Below are 16,600 nucleotides of genomic sequence, written 5' to 3' on the forward strand. Positions count from 1 at the left end.
TCGAGTCCCCGCGTGCGGCCTCATCTTGTCGCTTGCACCGCCAACGCTCTCAAGCTAAAGTCGCCCCCTTTTTTCACACTCAGCGGAGGAAACGATGTTTATCGGTTTCGACTACGGTACGGCAAACTGCTCTATTGCCATCATGGAAAACGGCGCACCTAAGCTGCTGCCGTTAGAGCAGAGCTCGCCTTATTTACCCTCAATGCTGTGTGCGCCAACCCGTGATGCGGTCAGCGAATGGCTGTTCCGTCATCACCAGGTACCGACCCCGCAGGCAGAAAACCAGGCGCTGTTACGTCGCGCGCTGGCTTTTAACCGCGAAGAAGATATTGAGGTTCTGCCTGCCAGCGTCAAATTCGGCCTTGCCTCGCTGGCACAGTATATGGATGACCCGGAAGACGTGTGGTTTGTGAAATCACCCAAATCTTTCCTCGGTGCCAGTGGGCTAAAGCCGCAGCAGGTCGCCTTCTTTGAAGACCTGGTGTGCGCCACCATGCTGCATATCCGTCAAACAGCAGAAAGCACCCTGAATGACAGCGTCACCCAGGCGGTGATTGGCCGTCCGGTTAACTTCCAGGGACTGGGCGGCGATGAGGCCAACCAACAGGCTGAAGGCATCCTGGCGCGCGCGGCCAGCCGTGCCGGCTTCCAGGATGTGATCTTCCAGTTTGAACCAGTCGCCGCGGGTCTGGACTTTGAAGCCACGCTGACAAAAGAAACGCGTGTGCTGGTCGTGGATATCGGCGGGGGAACCACCGACTGCTCTATGCTGCTGATGGGGCCGCAGTGGCACGATAAAGCCGATCGTGGCGACAGCCTGCTGGGCCACAGTGGCTGCCGCGTCGGCGGGAACGATCTGGATATCATGCTGGCCTTTAAAGAACTGATGCCACTGCTCGGTCTGGGTGGCGAAACCGTGAAAGGTACCGGACTTCCGGCCCTGCCGTGGTGGAATGCCGTTGCCATCAACGACGTTCCGGCACAGAGCGACTTCTATGCCACAGCATCGCGTAAGCAGTTGCAGGATCTGATCCGTGACGCGGCCGAACCAGAAAAAGTGCAGCGCCTGCTGAAAGTGTGGCAACAGCGTCTGAGCTATCGTCTGGTGCGGGCAGCGGAAGAGAGCAAAATTGCGCTGTCAGATCGTGATGAGGTGATGACGGCCATGCACTTTATTGATAATGGGCTGGAAACCGAAATCAGTGTGGCGGGCCTTCAGGCGGCGATCAGTCAGCCGCTGGAACGTATCCAGGAGCAGGTGACGCTGGCGCTGAACACCAGTGGCACACGTCCTGACGTGATTTATCTGACGGGTGGCAGCGCCCGCTCGCCAGTACTGCGTGCGGCACTGCAACAGCAATTACCGGATATTCCGCTGGCAAGCGGAGATGACTTCGGTTCCGTAACGGCGGGCCTGGCGCGCTGGGCGCAGGTGATGTTCCGGTAACGAAGCAACCGGGCGAGGCATGCCTCGCCCCTACGCGGTCGTGCTGTAGGGGTCGGGCATGCCCGACCCGTGTTCACCGTTGGCAATAATTAATAACTACTCACTTCCGACAGCAGACGCAGATCGTCGTCCTTCAGCCTCAATACCGCCGCTTTCGCCAGCTCATCAACCTGTGCCAGTGAGGTGGCGCTAACAATCGGCGCGGTGATCGACGGACGGGCAATCTGCCACGCCAGCGCAACCTGCGCAGGCGAAGCATGGTGTGCTTCTGCCACCTGCACCAGCGCATCCACAATCTTCAGACCTCGATCGTTCAGATACTTCTCGACCACACCCTGACCGCGCGCGCTTTTGGCGGCATCCGCTTTACTGCGGTATTTACCGCTGAGGAAGCCGCTGGCCAGAGAATAGTAGTTAATCACCCCCAGACCGTGCTCTTTGGCGACCGGCTCAAGACCGCTCTCATAACCCTGACGATCGTAGAGGTTGTACTCGGGTTGCAGGGTTTCATAACGCGCCAGCCCATTTTCAGCACTGATTTTCAGCGCCTCGTTCAGGCGGTCATCAGAATAATTAGAGGCACCGATGGCACGGACCTTACCTTCTTTAATCAACGCGTCAAATGTCGCCAGCGTCTCCTGCAATGGCGTATCCGCATCGTCGCGATGCGCCTGATACAGGTCGATATAATCCGTTTGCAGACGCGCCAGCGAGGCGTCTACCGCCTGACGAATATAGTTCGGTGCCAGGCCGGTTTTCCCGTCACCCAGCTCCATCCCCACTTTGGTCGCCAGCACGACCTTATCGCGCTTACCGCTTTTTTTCAGCCAGTTACCGATAATGACTTCCGATTCGCCACCTTTGTTACCCGGTGCCCAGCGAGAATACACATCAGCGGTATCAATAAAATACAGCCCTTTCTCCACCAGTGCGTCGAGCAGAGAAAACGAGGTCTTTTCGTCAATGGTCCAGCCAAACACATTGCCGCCAAACGTCAGCACCGGAACCTGAATGCCGGAACGGCCCAGCTGGCGATGTTCTAAAGTACTCATCATGATTCTCCTGATTGGATGTCAATAAAGCAGTCCCTAAGTCTAACAAAGAACCTGGAGCACGCTTGGTTCAATAATGGTAATGAATTTGCGAGAAGTGATTAAAATCATTTCATGCTCACGCGACAGCGTATCGCTAACCCGTTATTCTTAATTCCTTCATTTTTCAGCGGTTGAAGTTCGCTATTCTTTTAAGATTCGGGGCACCTTTTTGTCCCGCCTGGGTATTCACCAGATTTACTGAGAGCAAAAAACATGAAAACACCGCGTCGTTTCCCTGTCATCCCCCTGGTTATCGCTGTTGCGCTGATCGCAGGCGGCGGCTATTGGTGGTACAGCCACAGTAGCGCTTCCCAGGCACAGCCTGCCGAAGGCGCAGAGCAATCCCGTGGCAAAGGTCATCGCGGCGGTGGGCGGAACGGGGGTGCAATGGGTGCGGCGATGGCCCCGGTGCAGGCCGCCGACGCCATACGTCAGAGCGTGCCTCAATACCTTACCGGGCTGGGGACCGTAACGGCGGCAAACACCGTTACGCTGCGCAGCCGCGTCGACGGCGACCTTATCGCCCTCCATTTTAACGAAGGCCAGGAAGTGAAAGCCGGGCAACTGCTGGCGGAGATCGACCCGCGTCCCTATCAGGTGGCGCTGATCCAGGCCGAAGGGCAGCTGGCAAAAAGCAACGCCACGCTGGCCAATGCAAAGCGCGACCTGGCACGCTATGAAAAGCTGGCGAAAACCAGCCTGGTCTCACAGCAGGAGCTGGATACCCAGCGTTCGCTGGTCAGTGAAACCCAGGGCACCATCAAAGCCGATGAAGGCAGCGTGGCCAGCGCCCGGCTCAACCTCACCTACAGCCGCGTGACGTCACCGATCGACGGACGCGTGGGCCTGAAGCAGGTCGATATTGGTAACTATGTCAGCAGTGGCGACACCACTGGCATTGTGGTGATCACGCAAACGCATCCCATCGACCTGATTTTCAGCCTGCCGGAAAATGATATTTCCGCCATCCTCAGTGCGCAAAAACAGGGTGCAGTGCCGGTAGAAGCCTGGGATCGCAGCAATAAAACGCTGCTGACCACCGGGGCGTTGCTGAGCCTGGATAACCAGATCGATACCACTACCGGCACCGTCAAGCTGAAAGCGCGTTTCGAGAATCAGGACGACCGCCTGTTCCCCAATCAGTTTGTTAACGCCCGTCTGAAGGTCAGCACCTTGCAGGATGCGATTGTCATCCCGGCAGCCGCATTGCAAATGGGTAATGAGGGCAGCTTTGTCTGGGTGGTCAACAGCGACAACAAAGTGAGTAAGAAAATCGTCACCATTGAATTCCAGGACAGCGAAAAAGTGGTGATCAAGGCCGGGCTGGAAGCCGGTGAAAAAGTGGTGACAGACGGTATCGATCGTCTGACAGACGGGGCAACGGTGGAAGTGGTCGCCCCGCAGGCCACACCGCTGACATCCGGTAAAACCGCCCAACCGGCGAAGGGAGCCAGCGACTGATGCAGGTTATGCCCCCAACGCCAGGCGGTGGTCCATCCCGCCAGTTTATTCTGCGCCCGGTCGCCACCACGCTGCTGATGATCGCTATTTTGCTGGCGGGGATTATCGGCTATCGCGCCCTGCCGGTTTCGGCGCTGCCAGAGGTCGACTATCCGACAATTCAGGTGGTCACGCTGTATCCCGGTGCCAGCCCGGACGTGGTGACCTCAGCCATTACCGCACCGCTGGAACGCCAGTTTGGCCAGATGTCCGGTCTGAAACAGATGGCGTCACAAAGTTCCGGCGGGGCTTCGGTTGTTACCCTTCAGTTCCAACTGACGCTACCGCTGGATGTGGCCGAGCAGGAAGTGCAGGCCGCGGTCAACGCCGCCACCAACCTGCTGCCCTCCGACCTGCCTAACCCGCCGGTTTACAGCAAGGTCAATCCGGCCGATCCTCCGATCATGACCCTTGCCGTCACCACCACCAGCCTGCCAATGACCCAGGTTGCCGACATGGTGGAAACCCGTGTGGCACAGAAGATATCGCAGGTTTCCGGTGTGGGGCTGGTGACGATCGCCGGCGGTCAGCGTCCGGCTGTACGAGTGAAACTGAACGCTCAGGCGCTGGCGGCGATGAATATCACCAGTGAGACGGTGCGTACCGCCATCAGCAATGCCAATGTCAACTCAGCGAAAGGCAGCCTGGATGGCCCGGAACGCTCGATTACGCTCTCGGCCAACGACCAGATCAAAACGGCTGAAGGCTATCGCCAGCTGATTGTCAGTTTCCAGAACGGGGCGCCGGTGCGGCTCGGGGATGTGGCTACCGTAGAGCAAGGGGCCGAAAATAGCTGGCTCGGGGCATGGGCTAACCGCCAGCCCGCCATTGTGCTGAATATCCAGCGTCAGCCGGGGGCCAATATCATCGCCACCGCCGACAATATTCGTCAAATGCTGCCCGCCCTCACCGCCTCACTGCCCAAGTCCGTAGACGTGAAGCTGCTGACCGACCGAACCACCAATATCCGTGCCTCGGTCCACGACGTGCAGTTTGAACTGCTGCTGGCTCTGGCGCTGGTGGTGATGATTATTTATCTGTTCCTGCGCAACGTCGCGGCGACCATTATTCCCGCCGTGGCGGTGCCACTCTCTCTGGTGGGCACCTTTGCGGTGATGTATTTCTTCGGTTTTTCGGTCAACAACCTGACGCTGATGGCGCTGACGATCGCCACCGGCTTCGTGGTCGATGATGCCATCGTGGTGATCGAAAACATTTCACGCTATATCGAGAAAGGCGAAAAACCGCTGACGGCTGCGCTGAAAGGGGCAGGTGAAATTGGCTTTACCATTATTTCCCTGACCTTCTCGCTGATTGCGGTGCTGATCCCGCTGCTGTTTATGGGGGATATCGTTGGCCGCCTGTTCCGCGAATTTGCCATTACCCTGGCGGTAGCGATCCTCATCTCGGCCATTGTGTCGCTCACGCTGACGCCGATGATGTGCGCACGCATGTTAAGCGTTGAGTCTTTGCGCAAACAGAACCGTTTTTCGCGTGCCAGTGAAGCCCTGTTCGAACGGATTATTGCCCGCTATGGCCGCCTGTTGCAGAAGGTACTGAAACATCAGTGGCTGACACTCGGTGTCGCCTTCGGCACCATGGCGCTGACCGTGCTGCTGTGGATGGTGATCCCCAAAGGCTTCTTCCCGCTGCAGGATAACGGCATTATTCAGGGAACCCTTCAGGCTCCGCAGTCGGTCTCCTACAGCAATATGGCGCAGCGCCAGCAGGAAGTGGCTTCGGTGATCATGAAGGACCCGGCGGTACAAAGCCTGACGTCCTTCGTGGGGGTGGACGGCACCAACGCCGCACTCAACAGCGGCAGGTTGCAAATCAACCTGAAACCGCTGGATGAACGTGACGATCGTATCCCGGTGGTGATGGCCCGTCTGCAACAGCAGATCGCGAAAATCCCTGGCATTAACCTCTGGCTGCAACCGGTGCAAGACCTGACCATTGATACCCAGGCCAGCCGCACGCAGTATCAGTTTACCCTGCAGGCCGGATCGCTGGACTCACTGAGCCTTTGGGTACCGAAGTTACAGGCCAGGCTGGCCACACTGCCTGAACTCAAAGAGGTGAGCAGTGACTGGCAGGACCAGGGGCTGGAAGCGTATATCCGCGTTGACCGTGACAGCGCCAGTCGCCTGGGGATCTCCCTGGCCGATGTGGATAACGCGCTGTATAACGCCTTTGGTCAGCGACTGATATCGACCATTTATACCCAGGCTAATCAGTACCGCGTGGTGCTGGAGCATGACACGGCGGCCACGCCAGGCCTGGCAGCGCTGCAATCCATTCGCCTGAACAGTACCGATGGCGGCAGCGTGCCACTCAGCGCGATTGCCAGCGTAGAGCAGCGTCATGGTGCGTTGAGCATCAATCACCTCGACCAGTTCCCGTCCACCACCTTCTCGTTTAACGTCAGCGATGGCTATTCGCTGGAGCAGGCGGTGAATGCCATTACCCAGGCGGAAAAAGATCTCTCGATGCCGTCAGAAATCATGACGCAGTTCCAGGGCAGCACCCTCGCCTTCCAGGCCGCGCTCTCCAGTACCGTATGGCTGATTGTGGCGGCGGTTGTCGCAATGTATATCGTGCTTGGCGTGCTGTATGAGAGCCTGATCCACCCGGTAACCATTCTTTCCACACTGCCAACGGCAGGAGTCGGTGCGCTGCTGGCACTGTTGCTGAGCGGTAGCGAGCTGGATGTGATTGCCATCATTGGCATTATTTTGCTGATTGGCATCGTCAAGAAGAACGCCATCATGATGATCGATTTCGCACTGGCGGCAGAACGTGAACAGGGTATGACGCCGTATGAGGCCATCTACCAGGCCTGTCTGCTGCGTTTCCGTCCGATCCTGATGACCACCCTGGCCGCCCTGTTTGGTGCGCTGCCGCTGATGCTGAGTACTGGTGTCGGTGCGGAACTGCGTCGTCCGTTGGGAACCGCGATGGTGGGTGGACTGATTGTCAGCCAGGTACTGACGCTGTTTACCACGCCGGTGATCTACCTGCTGTTTGATCGTCTGTCGCGCGCGACCCGCCGCCTGGCACGCCGGGAGGCAGAGTGAAATTTTTCGCCCTGTTTATTCATCGTCCGATCGCCACCAGCCTGCTGACCGTGGCGATCCTGCTGGCCGGGATCCTCGGTTTCCGTCTGCTACCGGTCTCCCCGCTGCCACAGGTGGATTTCCCGGTGATCATGGTCAGCGCATCGCTGCCTGGCGCCTCGCCGGAAACCATGGCGTCCTCCGTTGCCACGCCGCTGGAACGCGCGCTGGGCCGTGTGGCCGGCATCACTGAAATGACCTCCACCAGTTCGCTTGGCAGCACGCGGATTATCCTGGTATTTGATTTCGAACGCGATATCAACGGCGCGGCGCGCGATGTACAGGGGGCAATCAACGCCGCGCAGAGCCTGCTGCCGACCGGGATGCCCAGCCGACCGACCTACCGCAAAGCGAACCCGTCTGACGCGCCGATTATGATCATGACGCTCACCTCAGACAGTTGGTCTCCGGGTCAGTTGTATGACTACGCCTCGACACAGCTGGCGCAGAAGCTGTCGCAAATCGACGGGGTGGGAGATGTCACCATCGGCGGCAGTTCACTGCCTGCGGTGCGTGTTGCACTCAATCCACAAGCTCTGTTCCATCAGGGCGTGTCGCTCGACGCGGTACGCACGGCCATTGCCAGCGCCAACGTGCGTAAACCTCAGGGTGCCGTTGAAGATCATCACCAACGCTGGTGGCTGAAAACCAACGATGAATTGCAAACCGCCGCCGAATACCAGCCGTTAGTGGTGCATTACAACAATGGGGCGGCGGTACGTTTGCAGGACGTTGCCACGGTGACTGACTCGGTCGAGGATGTGCGCAACGCCGGGATGTCAAACGCCCGCCCGGCGATCCTGGTGCTAATCCGTAAAGCGCCGGAAGCCAATATCATTGATACCGTCGATCGGATCCGGGGAAAAATCCCTGAGCTGAGCCAGATTATTCCCGCCTCGATTCAGCTGGAAGTGGCGCAGGACCGTTCTCCGACCATTCGTGCTTCACTGCACGAGGTGGAACAGTCGCTGGCGATCTCTGTCGGCCTGGTGATCCTGGTGGTGTTTGCCTTCCTGCGCTCCGGCCGCGCCACGCTGATCCCGGCAGTGGCCGTACCGGTGTCGCTGATCGGCACCTTTGCCGCGATGTATCTCTGTGGCTTCAGTCTGAACAACCTGTCGCTAATGGCGCTGACGGTGGCGACCGGTTTTGTCGTCGACGATGCCATTGTGGTGCTGGAGAATATCTCACGCCATGTTGAGGCTGGCATGAAGCCGCTGCAGGCATCATTGCAGGGGGTACGCGAGGTCGGATTCACCGTGGTGTCGATGAGTATCTCGCTGGTGGCGGTGTTTATTCCGCTGCTGATGCTCGGCGGCATTATTGGTCGCTTTTTCAGAGAGTTTGCCGTCACACTCTCGGTGGCCATCGCCATCTCGCTGGTGATATCCATTACCCTGACGCCGATGATGTGTGCGTGGCTGCTGCGTAATAAACCCCAACATGAGCAGCCGCGCATTCGCGGTTTTGGCCGCGTGCTGCTGGCGGTACAACAGGGCTATGGCCGCACCCTGCACCGGGTGATGGACCATGCGCGCTGGACGCTGCTGGTGTTTCTCGCCACCATCGGGCTGACCCTCTATCTGTACGTTTCCATCCCGAAAACCTTTATGCCGGAGCAGGACACCGGGCGGCTGATGGGCTTTATTCAGGCCGACCAGAGCATCTCGTTCCAGTCGATGCGCGGCAAGCTGGAAGACTTTATGCGTATCGTCCACGCCGATCCGGCCGTCGAAAGTGTGGTGGGCTTTACCGGAGGTTCTCGCACCAATAGCGGCTCGATGTTTATCTCACTAAAGCCGCTCAGTGAGCGCAGCGAAAACGCCCAACAGGTGATCGCCCGACTGCGCGGCAAGCTGGCAAAAGAACCGGGCGCCAACCTGTTTCTGATGGCGGTGCAGGATATTCGCGTCGGCGGGCGCGAGTCCAACGCCGGATATCAGTACACGCTGCTCTCAGACAGCCTGGATGATTTACGTGAGTGGGAGCCTAAAATCCGCCGCGCCTTTGCTGCCCTGCCCGAGCTGGCCGATGTGAACTCCGATCAGGAAGACAAAGGCGCTGAGATGGCACTGACTTACGATCGCGCCAGCATGGCCCGGCTCGGCATTGATGTCGCCGATGTCAATAACCTGCTCAATAACGCCTTTGGTCAGCGGCAGATCTCCACCATTTATCAACCGCTGAATCAGTACAAAGTGGTGATGGAGGTCGATCCGCGCTACACCCAGGATATCAGCGCCCTTAACCAGATGTATGTGATTAACAGCGAGGGGAAATCCATCCCGCTCTCCTGGTTTGCAAAATGGCAGCCGGCGAACTCACCGCTGTCGGTGAATCATCAGGGATTGTCTGCCGCCTCCACTGTCTCGTTTAACCTGCCCGAAGGAGTATCGCTGTCGCAGGCCTCAGAGGCCATTGACCGCAGCGTCACCTCGCTGGGCGTGCCATCCAGCGTGCGCGGCAGTTTTTCCGGCACGGCGGCGGTGTTTGAGCAAACCCAAAGCAGCCAGCTGTGGCTGATTGTGGCGGCGATTGCCACCGTGTATATCGTGCTGGGGATCCTGTATGAGAGCTACGTTCATCCCCTGACTATCCTCTCCACTCTGCCATCCGCGGGGGTCGGCGCCCTGCTGGCACTGGAGCTGTTTAGTGCTCCGTTCAGCCTGATCGCGCTGATCGGCATCCTGTTGCTGATCGGCATCGTGAAGAAAAACGCCATTATGATGGTCGACTTCGCGCTGGACGCCCAGCGCAACGGCGGAATGACGGCGCGTGACGCAATATTCCAGGCCAGCCTGCTGCGCTTCCGCCCGATTATGATGACCACCCTGGCCGCGCTGTTTGGTGCGCTGCCGCTGGTGCTGACCAGCGGTGACGGTGCCGAACTGCGCCAGCCGCTGGGGATCACCATCGTCGGCGGGCTGGTGATGAGCCAGCTACTGACGTTGTACACAACGCCGGTGGTCTATCTGTATATGGACAAACTGCGGCGTAAACCGCGCTTTGATGCCGTCACCGGGGAAAGCTGATGCCATGAACGCACCTCCTGCCTCCGTACGCTGGCAATTGTGGATAGTGGCCTTCGGCTTCTTTATGCAGACGCTGGATACCACCATCGTCAATACGGCGCTGCCCTCGATGGCGGCCAGCCTGCATCAAAGCCCGCTGAATATGCATTCGGTGATTGTCTCCTACGTGCTGACGGTGGCGGTGATGCTGCCGATCAGCGGCTGGCTGGCAGACCGCTTCGGGGTGCGAAATGTGTTCTTCAGCGCCATTGTGCTGTTCAGTGCGGGCTCGCTCTGCTGTGCGCTCTCCACCACGCTGGACCAGCTGATTCTCTCACGCGTGTTACAGGGCATCGGAGGGGCAATGATGGTACCGGTGGGCCGCTTAACGGTGATGAAGCTGGTGCCGCGTGCCGACTATATGGCCGCAATGACCTTCGTCACCCTGCCGGGACAAATTGGCCCGCTGCTCGGCCCGGCGTTGGGCGGTGTGCTGGTCGAGTACGCCAGCTGGCACTGGATTTTCCTGATCAACATCCCGGTGGGGATTATCGGGGCGATTGCCACGCTCACGTTGATGTCAAACTTTACCCTGCAAACCCGACGCTTCGATTTTACCGGCTATCTGCTGCTGGCAGCCGGTATGGCCACGCTAACGCTGGCGCTGGACGGCCAGCGCGGCTCCGGTCTCTCCCCCCTGCTGCTGTGTCTGCTGATCCTCTGCGGCGTCTTCAGCCTGCTGTTTTATCTGCTGCATGCCCGTCACAACGATGGCGCACTGTTCAGCCTGAAACTGTTCGACAATCGCATCTATTCTATTGGCCTGATTGGCAGCCTGACCGGACGTATCGGCAGTGGCATGCTGCCGTTTATGACGCCCATTTTTCTGCAAATCGGCATGGGTTACAGCCCGCTGCACGCGGGATTAATGATGATCCCGATGGTGCTGGGCAATATGGGAATGAAGCGCATTGTGGTGCAGATCGTTAACCGCTTTGGCTACCGCCATGTGTTGATGGGGTCGACACTGGCACTGGCGCTGGTGGTGCTCTTGTTCCCTGCCGTGGCGCTGATGGGCTGGCATGCCCTGCTGCCCGTGGTGCTGTTTTTACAAGGGATGGTCAACGCCATTCGCTTCTCAGCCATGAATACACTGACGCTGAAAGAGCTGCCTGACGAGCTTGCCAGCAGCGGTAACAGCCTGCTGTCGATGGTGATGCAGCTGTCGATGAGTATCGGCGTGACCGTGGCCGGGCTGCTGTTGGGCACCTTCGGCCACGAGGCCGCGAGCGGCAGCCCGCAAATCGCAGAGACGTTTATCTATACCTGGCTGTGTATGGCACTGATCATTGCCCTGCCGGTCTTTGTTTTCTGGCGTGTCCCCAAAGAGACGTCCCCTAATACGCTTCCGGCGCGCAGGAGAAAGCCTTAATGCTGGCAAAATTACGTATCGGCATCACTGCCAAGCTTTTCGCGGCAATCTTCTCCACCTGCATGCTGGTGTTGATCACCATGCACTGGGGCGTTCGTCTGAGCTTCGAACACGGTTTTATCGACTATATCAAACGTGGCAATGAGCAGCGGCTCACGCTGCTCAGCGATGCGCTGGCAGACCAGTATGAGCAGCATGGCAACTGGGATTTCCTGCGTAATAACAACAAGCTGGTGTTCAATATTCTGCGCTCGCTGGAGCAGAACCCGGATGCCAACAATCAGCTTCCGCCTCACGGCTGGCGTACACAGTTCTGGATTATCGACCAGCAGTATCATGTGATGATTGGCCCACGCGCACCGGTACCGCAGGAAGGCTCCCGCCGCAGTATTACCACCAGCAATGGTAAAGTGGTCGGCTGGGTGATTGGCTCCCCCTCTGAACGCCTGACGCGCAGCGCCGACATTAATTTCGATCGGCAGCAGAATCGTACCAGTTGGATGATCGTCGGCCTGACGATGCTGCTGGCCGCAGCCGTTACCTGGCTGCTGTCACGCGGGCTGCTGGCGCCGGTAAAACGTCTGGTGGAAGGCACCCATCACCTCGCGACAGGGAATTTTACCAGCCGGGTGCAGGCCTCCAGCCGCGATGAGCTGGGCAGGCTGGCGCAGGACTTTAACCGCCTCGCCAACACGCTGGAGAAAAACGAAAAAATGCGCCGTGCGTTTATGGCCGATATCTCCCACGAGCTGCGCACGCCGCTGGCTATCCTGCGCGGTGAACTGGAAGCGATTCAGGACGGGGTGCGGAAACTGACCCCGGAATCGATTGTGTCCTTACAGGGCGAGGTCGCCACGCTGACCAAGCTGGTGGACGATGTTCATCAGTTATCACTGTCAGATGAAGGGGCTCTGGCCTATCGTAAAAGCCAGACCGATCTCGTCCCGCTGCTCGAACTGGTCTCCGGCAATTTCCGCCATCGTTTTGAACAGCATCCGCTGAATCTGACGCTGACGTTACCCGACCAGGCACCTCAGTTTGGCGACCCGGATCGTCTGATGCAACTGTTCACCAACCTGATGGAAAACAGCCTGCGCTATACCGATCCCGGCGGCAGTCTTCATATCACGCTGCAACAACGTGCCAATGCCAATGTGCTGCACTTCGATGACAGCGCCCCCGGTATCAGCGATGAACAGCGGACGCAGATTTTTGAGCGTTTCTTCCGTGCTGAAGGTTCACGTAACCGGGCCAGCGGGGGCTCAGGATTGGGGCTGGCTATCTGCCATAATATTGTCGAAGCGCATGACGGCACCATTGTTGCGGAGCACTCCGATGCCGGTGGCGTGCGAATTACGGTACACTTGCCGTATAAGACTCACTGACCATGGCGACCATACTATGACGCTCGACACGCCCGCTCCGCTGATTTTAATCGTTGAAGACGAACCCAAACTCGGCCAACTGATGATCGATTACCTGCAGGCCGCTAACTTTCGTACCCATCATCTGCTGCGCGGTGATGAAGTGCTGGGATGGGTAAAACAGCATTCACCGGACCTGGTACTGCTGGATCTGATGCTGCCGGGGCTGGACGGTTTATCGGTGTGCCGCGAACTGCGCGGTTTCTCCGACCTACCCGTGGTGATGGTGACGGCAAAGATTGAAGAGATTGACCGCCTGCTCGGTCTGGAAATTGGCGCCGATGACTACATCTGTAAGCCTTTCAGCCCGCGTGAAGTGGTGGCGCGTGTCAAAACCATTCTTAAACGCTGTCAGCGCACCCCGGAAGAAGCCCGTCAGGTGTCGCTGCTGAAGGTGGATGAAAACCGTTTCCAGGCAAGCTGGGACGATAAACCCCTCGATCTGACGCCCGCTGAGTTCCGTCTGTTGAAAACCCTGGCTCAGGAGCCGGGCAAAGTGTTCTCACGCGAGCAGTTGCTAAATCATCTCTATGACGACTATCGCGTGGTCACTGACCGTACTATCGACAGCCATATTAAGAACCTGCGCCGCAAACTGGAATTGCTGGATGCCGACCAGCCATTTATCCGTGCAGTCTATGGCATGGGATATCGCTGGGAAGCAGATATCTGTCGTTTGATGTAGATCAATTTCCCCAAACAATCACCGCCTTACAATCCCCGCCAGACAACATACCGGGCGAGGCATGCCTCGCCCCTGCGTCATTTGTAGGGGTCAGGCATGCCTGACCCATGCCGCACAGAAACCGCTATCACCGCAATATCTGACCTGACATCAGACTGAGACATTATGAAAAAACCGGAACTGCTTTCTCCGGCCGGGACACTGAAAAATATGCGTTACGCTTTTGCGTATGGCGCAGATGCCGTGTATGCCGGTCAGCCTCGTTACAGCCTGCGCGTGCGCAATAACGAATTCAACCATGAGAATCTGGCCACGGGCATTAATGAAGCCCATGCGCTTGGCAAAAAATTCTACGTGGTGGTGAATATTGCCCCGCATAACGCCAAGCTGAAAACCTTTATTCGTGACCTGAAACCGGTGATTGATATGCAGCCAGATGCGCTGATCATGTCCGATCCCGGGCTGATCATGCTGGTGCGCGAAGCGTTTCCACAGATGGATATTCATCTGTCAGTGCAGGCGAACGCCGTCAACTGGGCGACGGTGAAATTCTGGCAACAGATGGGGCTGACAAGGGTGATTCTGTCACGCGAGCTGTCTCTGGAAGAGATCGGTGAGATTCGTCAGCAGGTGCCAGAGATGGAGCTGGAAATTTTCGTCCACGGCGCACTCTGCATGGCCTACTCCGGCCGCTGCCTGCTTTCCGGCTACATCAACAAACGCGACCCGAATCAGGGCACCTGCACCAATGCCTGCCGTTGGGAATATAACGTCCAGGAAGGCAAAGAGGATGCGATTGGCAATATCGTGCATCGCCAGGCGCCGATTGCCGTACAGAATGTCGAGCCCACGCTGGGCGCCGGGCAGCCAACGGATAAAGTGTTTATGATCGAAGAGGCCATGCGCCCGGGTGAGTATATGACCGCCTTCGAAGATGAACACGGCACTTACATTATGAATTCGAAAGATCTGCGCGCCGTGGCGCACGTTGAGCGTCTGACGCAGATGGGCATCCACTCGCTGAAAATCGAAGGACGCACCAAATCCTTTTATTACTGCGCACGCACCGCTCAGGTATATCGGCGCGCTATTGACGATGCTGCCGCCGGGAAGCCCTTTGACCCTGCCCTGCTGGAAACCCTGGAAGGGCTGGCACATCGTGGTTATACCGAAGGCTTCCTGCGCCGCCATACGCATGACAGCTATCAGAGCTATGATGCTGGCTACTCGGTCTCAGACCGTCAGCAGTTTGTCGGTGAATTTACAGGTGAGCGCCGTGGCGCCCTGGCGCAAGTGGATGTGAAGAACAAATTTAGCGTGGGCGACAGTCTGGAACTGATGTCCCCGGCGGGAAATATCAACTTCACCCTGACGCAGATGGAAAATGGCAAAGCACAGCCGATTGATGTGGCACCGGGCAACGGCCATCTGGTGTGGCTGCCGCTGCCGGAGGAAATGGATCTTCAGTATGCCCTGCTGATGCGTAATCTCGCAGGCACCACCACCCGCAATCCTCATGCGGTGGAAACTGCGAAAGAAGTTACATGATGTTACTGATCTTAGAATGCGATCACATTACCGCATGGCAATCATCGTTATGATGCTCCCGCTCCTAACGAACAAATCCAAATAGCATGTTATCTGGACCCTGGTGTCCAGAACCACCTTATTCGGCCCACACGGCTCCCCCGTGCGGGCCATTTCTTTTTTCAGCCCCCGCGTTTTTTTCAGAAAACTCCGCGCTTTTTCGACCTGAGGTAACCCTCTGTGGCAGGGTATGCTATATGTTGATGCAAACCGCAAATGCCTTCAGGGATTAAAAATGGAAAAACATTCACTTACGCTGGCAATCTTAAATGGTAAAAGCGCAGGCAATGAAGCGCTGCGTGAGGCCATAGCGACACTGCGCAATGAGGGATTCCCGCTGGAAGTGCGGGTGACCTGGGAGCACGGTGACGGCGAGCGCTACGTGCGCGAAGCGGTAGCATTGCAGGCTGAAACCGTCATTGCCGCTGGCGGCGATGGCACCATTAACGAAGTGGCGACTGCGCTCGCCGGATTATCGCCTGAGCGCCGTCCGGTGCTGGGCCTGGTGCCGCTGGGCACCGCCAATGACTTTGCCACCAGCGCAGGTATCCCGCTGGAGATGGAAAACGCACTGCGTCTGGCGATTCTCGGGAAAGCCACGGCCATTGACCTCGCGCGGGTGAATGATGATCACTACTTCATCAATATGGCCACTGGCGGGTTCGGAACGCGGATTACCACCGAAACCCCGGAAAAACTGAAATCTGCCCTGGGGGGCGTGTCCTACTTTATTCATGGGCTGATGCGCATGGATACCCTGAAAGCCGACAGTTGTACGCTGGAAGGCCCGGATTTTCACTGGCAGGGCGATGCGCTGGTGATTGGTATTGGGAATGGTCGTCAGGCGGGTGGCGGTCAGCGTCTGTGCCCAACGGCGCTGATTAACGATGGCAAACTGGAGTTGAGTATCGCCACCTCGCAGGAGCTGTTGCCCACGCTGGTGCATAAGTTAACCAGTAACGAAGAAAATCCTAATCTGATCACCGCCTCACTGCCATGGCTGACCATTCGTGCGCCGAATGAGATGACCTTTAATCTCGATGGCGAACCCCTGAGCGGGACAGAATTTCGCATTGAGGTGATGCCGGATGCACTGGAATGCCGCCTGCCACCCTCCTGTGAATTACTGATGTAATATTCTCTGCGCAATGTTCTGCTCACCCTGTCGTTATTAACGTCAGGGTGAATTTTTGCGGCGCAGCTCCAGAATAATGAATAAGCAGACCTGATTAGAGCAAACCATTAAACGTTATCGTTATTATCCCCTGTAATAACAGATGTCTTTATTTTTGTTGCGGATAAAT

The 16,600-nt window shown here is 57.5% G+C and carries 10 protein-coding genes; 9 read left to right on the forward strand and 1 reads right to left on the reverse strand.

Translation table 11 applies throughout. The annotated features are described in order from the left end of the window. Positions 1-94 precede the first annotated feature (94 nt). On the forward strand, positions 95-1,447 hold the full coding sequence (gene yegD / locus LJN55_RS15290; protein ID WP_133841517.1) for a molecular chaperone: 1,353 nt from the start codon (positions 95-97) through the stop codon (positions 1,445-1,447). A gap of 89 nt (positions 1,448-1,536) precedes the next feature. Here the strand turns inward: yegD and LJN55_RS15295 are convergent, their stop codons facing one another. After that, entirely contained in the window at positions 1,537-2,499 is a 963-nt protein-coding gene (locus LJN55_RS15295; protein WP_227536404.1) for an aldo/keto reductase, read from the reverse strand. 255 nt (positions 2,500-2,754) lie between these two features. Between LJN55_RS15295 and LJN55_RS15300 the strand changes: the two genes are divergently transcribed. The 8 genes from LJN55_RS15300 to yegS all read left to right on the forward strand — a co-directional run bounded on the left by LJN55_RS15300 (position 2,755) and on the right by yegS (position 16,431). After that, complete coding sequence (locus LJN55_RS15300) at positions 2,755-4,002, forward strand: MdtA/MuxA family multidrug efflux RND transporter periplasmic adaptor subunit (protein WP_133841516.1); 1,248 nt, start codon at positions 2,755-2,757, stop codon at positions 4,000-4,002. After that, positions 4,002-7,118 (forward strand): MdtB/MuxB family multidrug efflux RND transporter permease subunit, encoded by a 3,117-nt coding sequence (locus LJN55_RS15305; RefSeq protein ID WP_133841515.1) that lies wholly within the window; start codon positions 4,002-4,004, stop codon positions 7,116-7,118. The genes LJN55_RS15300 and LJN55_RS15305 overlap by 1 nt, the downstream gene beginning before the upstream one ends. Continuing rightward, a complete protein-coding gene (mdtC, locus tag LJN55_RS15310; RefSeq protein WP_133841514.1) occupies positions 7,115-10,189 on the forward strand; it encodes a multidrug efflux RND transporter permease subunit MdtC in 3,075 nt (1,024 codons plus the stop codon). Before LJN55_RS15305 ends, mdtC begins: the two co-directional genes overlap by 4 nt. 4 nt (positions 10,190-10,193) lie before the next feature. Next, positions 10,194-11,600: a multidrug transporter subunit MdtD gene (mdtD, locus tag LJN55_RS15315; protein ID WP_133841513.1), complete on the forward strand. Its 1,407-nt coding sequence runs from the start codon at positions 10,194-10,196 to the stop codon at positions 11,598-11,600. Further along, complete coding sequence (gene baeS, locus LJN55_RS15320) at positions 11,600-12,985, forward strand: envelope stress sensor histidine kinase BaeS (RefSeq protein ID WP_133841512.1); 1,386 nt, start codon at positions 11,600-11,602, stop codon at positions 12,983-12,985. The genes mdtD and baeS overlap by 1 nt, the downstream gene beginning before the upstream one ends. A gap of 16 nt (positions 12,986-13,001) precedes the next feature. Continuing rightward, positions 13,002-13,709 carry an envelope stress response regulator BaeR gene (gene baeR / locus LJN55_RS15325; protein ID WP_159336325.1) on the forward strand — a complete coding sequence of 236 codons (708 nt, stop codon included), beginning with the start codon at positions 13,002-13,004 and terminating at the stop codon, positions 13,707-13,709. 165 nt (positions 13,710-13,874) lie between these two features. Then, on the forward strand, positions 13,875-15,257 hold the full coding sequence (gene trhP / locus LJN55_RS15330) for a prephenate-dependent tRNA uridine(34) hydroxylase TrhP (RefSeq protein ID WP_159336324.1): 1,383 nt from the start codon (positions 13,875-13,877) through the stop codon (positions 15,255-15,257). Positions 15,258-15,531: 274 nt separating this feature from the next. Beyond that, the gene (gene yegS / locus LJN55_RS15335; RefSeq protein WP_133841509.1) at positions 15,532-16,431 is read left to right on the forward strand and encodes a lipid kinase YegS; all 900 of its coding nucleotides are present in this window, start codon (positions 15,532-15,534) and stop codon (positions 16,429-16,431) included. Positions 16,432-16,600: the final 169 nt, after the last annotated feature.

The sequence above is a fragment of the Erwinia rhapontici genome (assembly GCF_020683125.1).
GTDB classification, from domain to species: Bacteria; Pseudomonadota; Gammaproteobacteria; order Enterobacterales; family Enterobacteriaceae; genus Erwinia; species Erwinia rhapontici.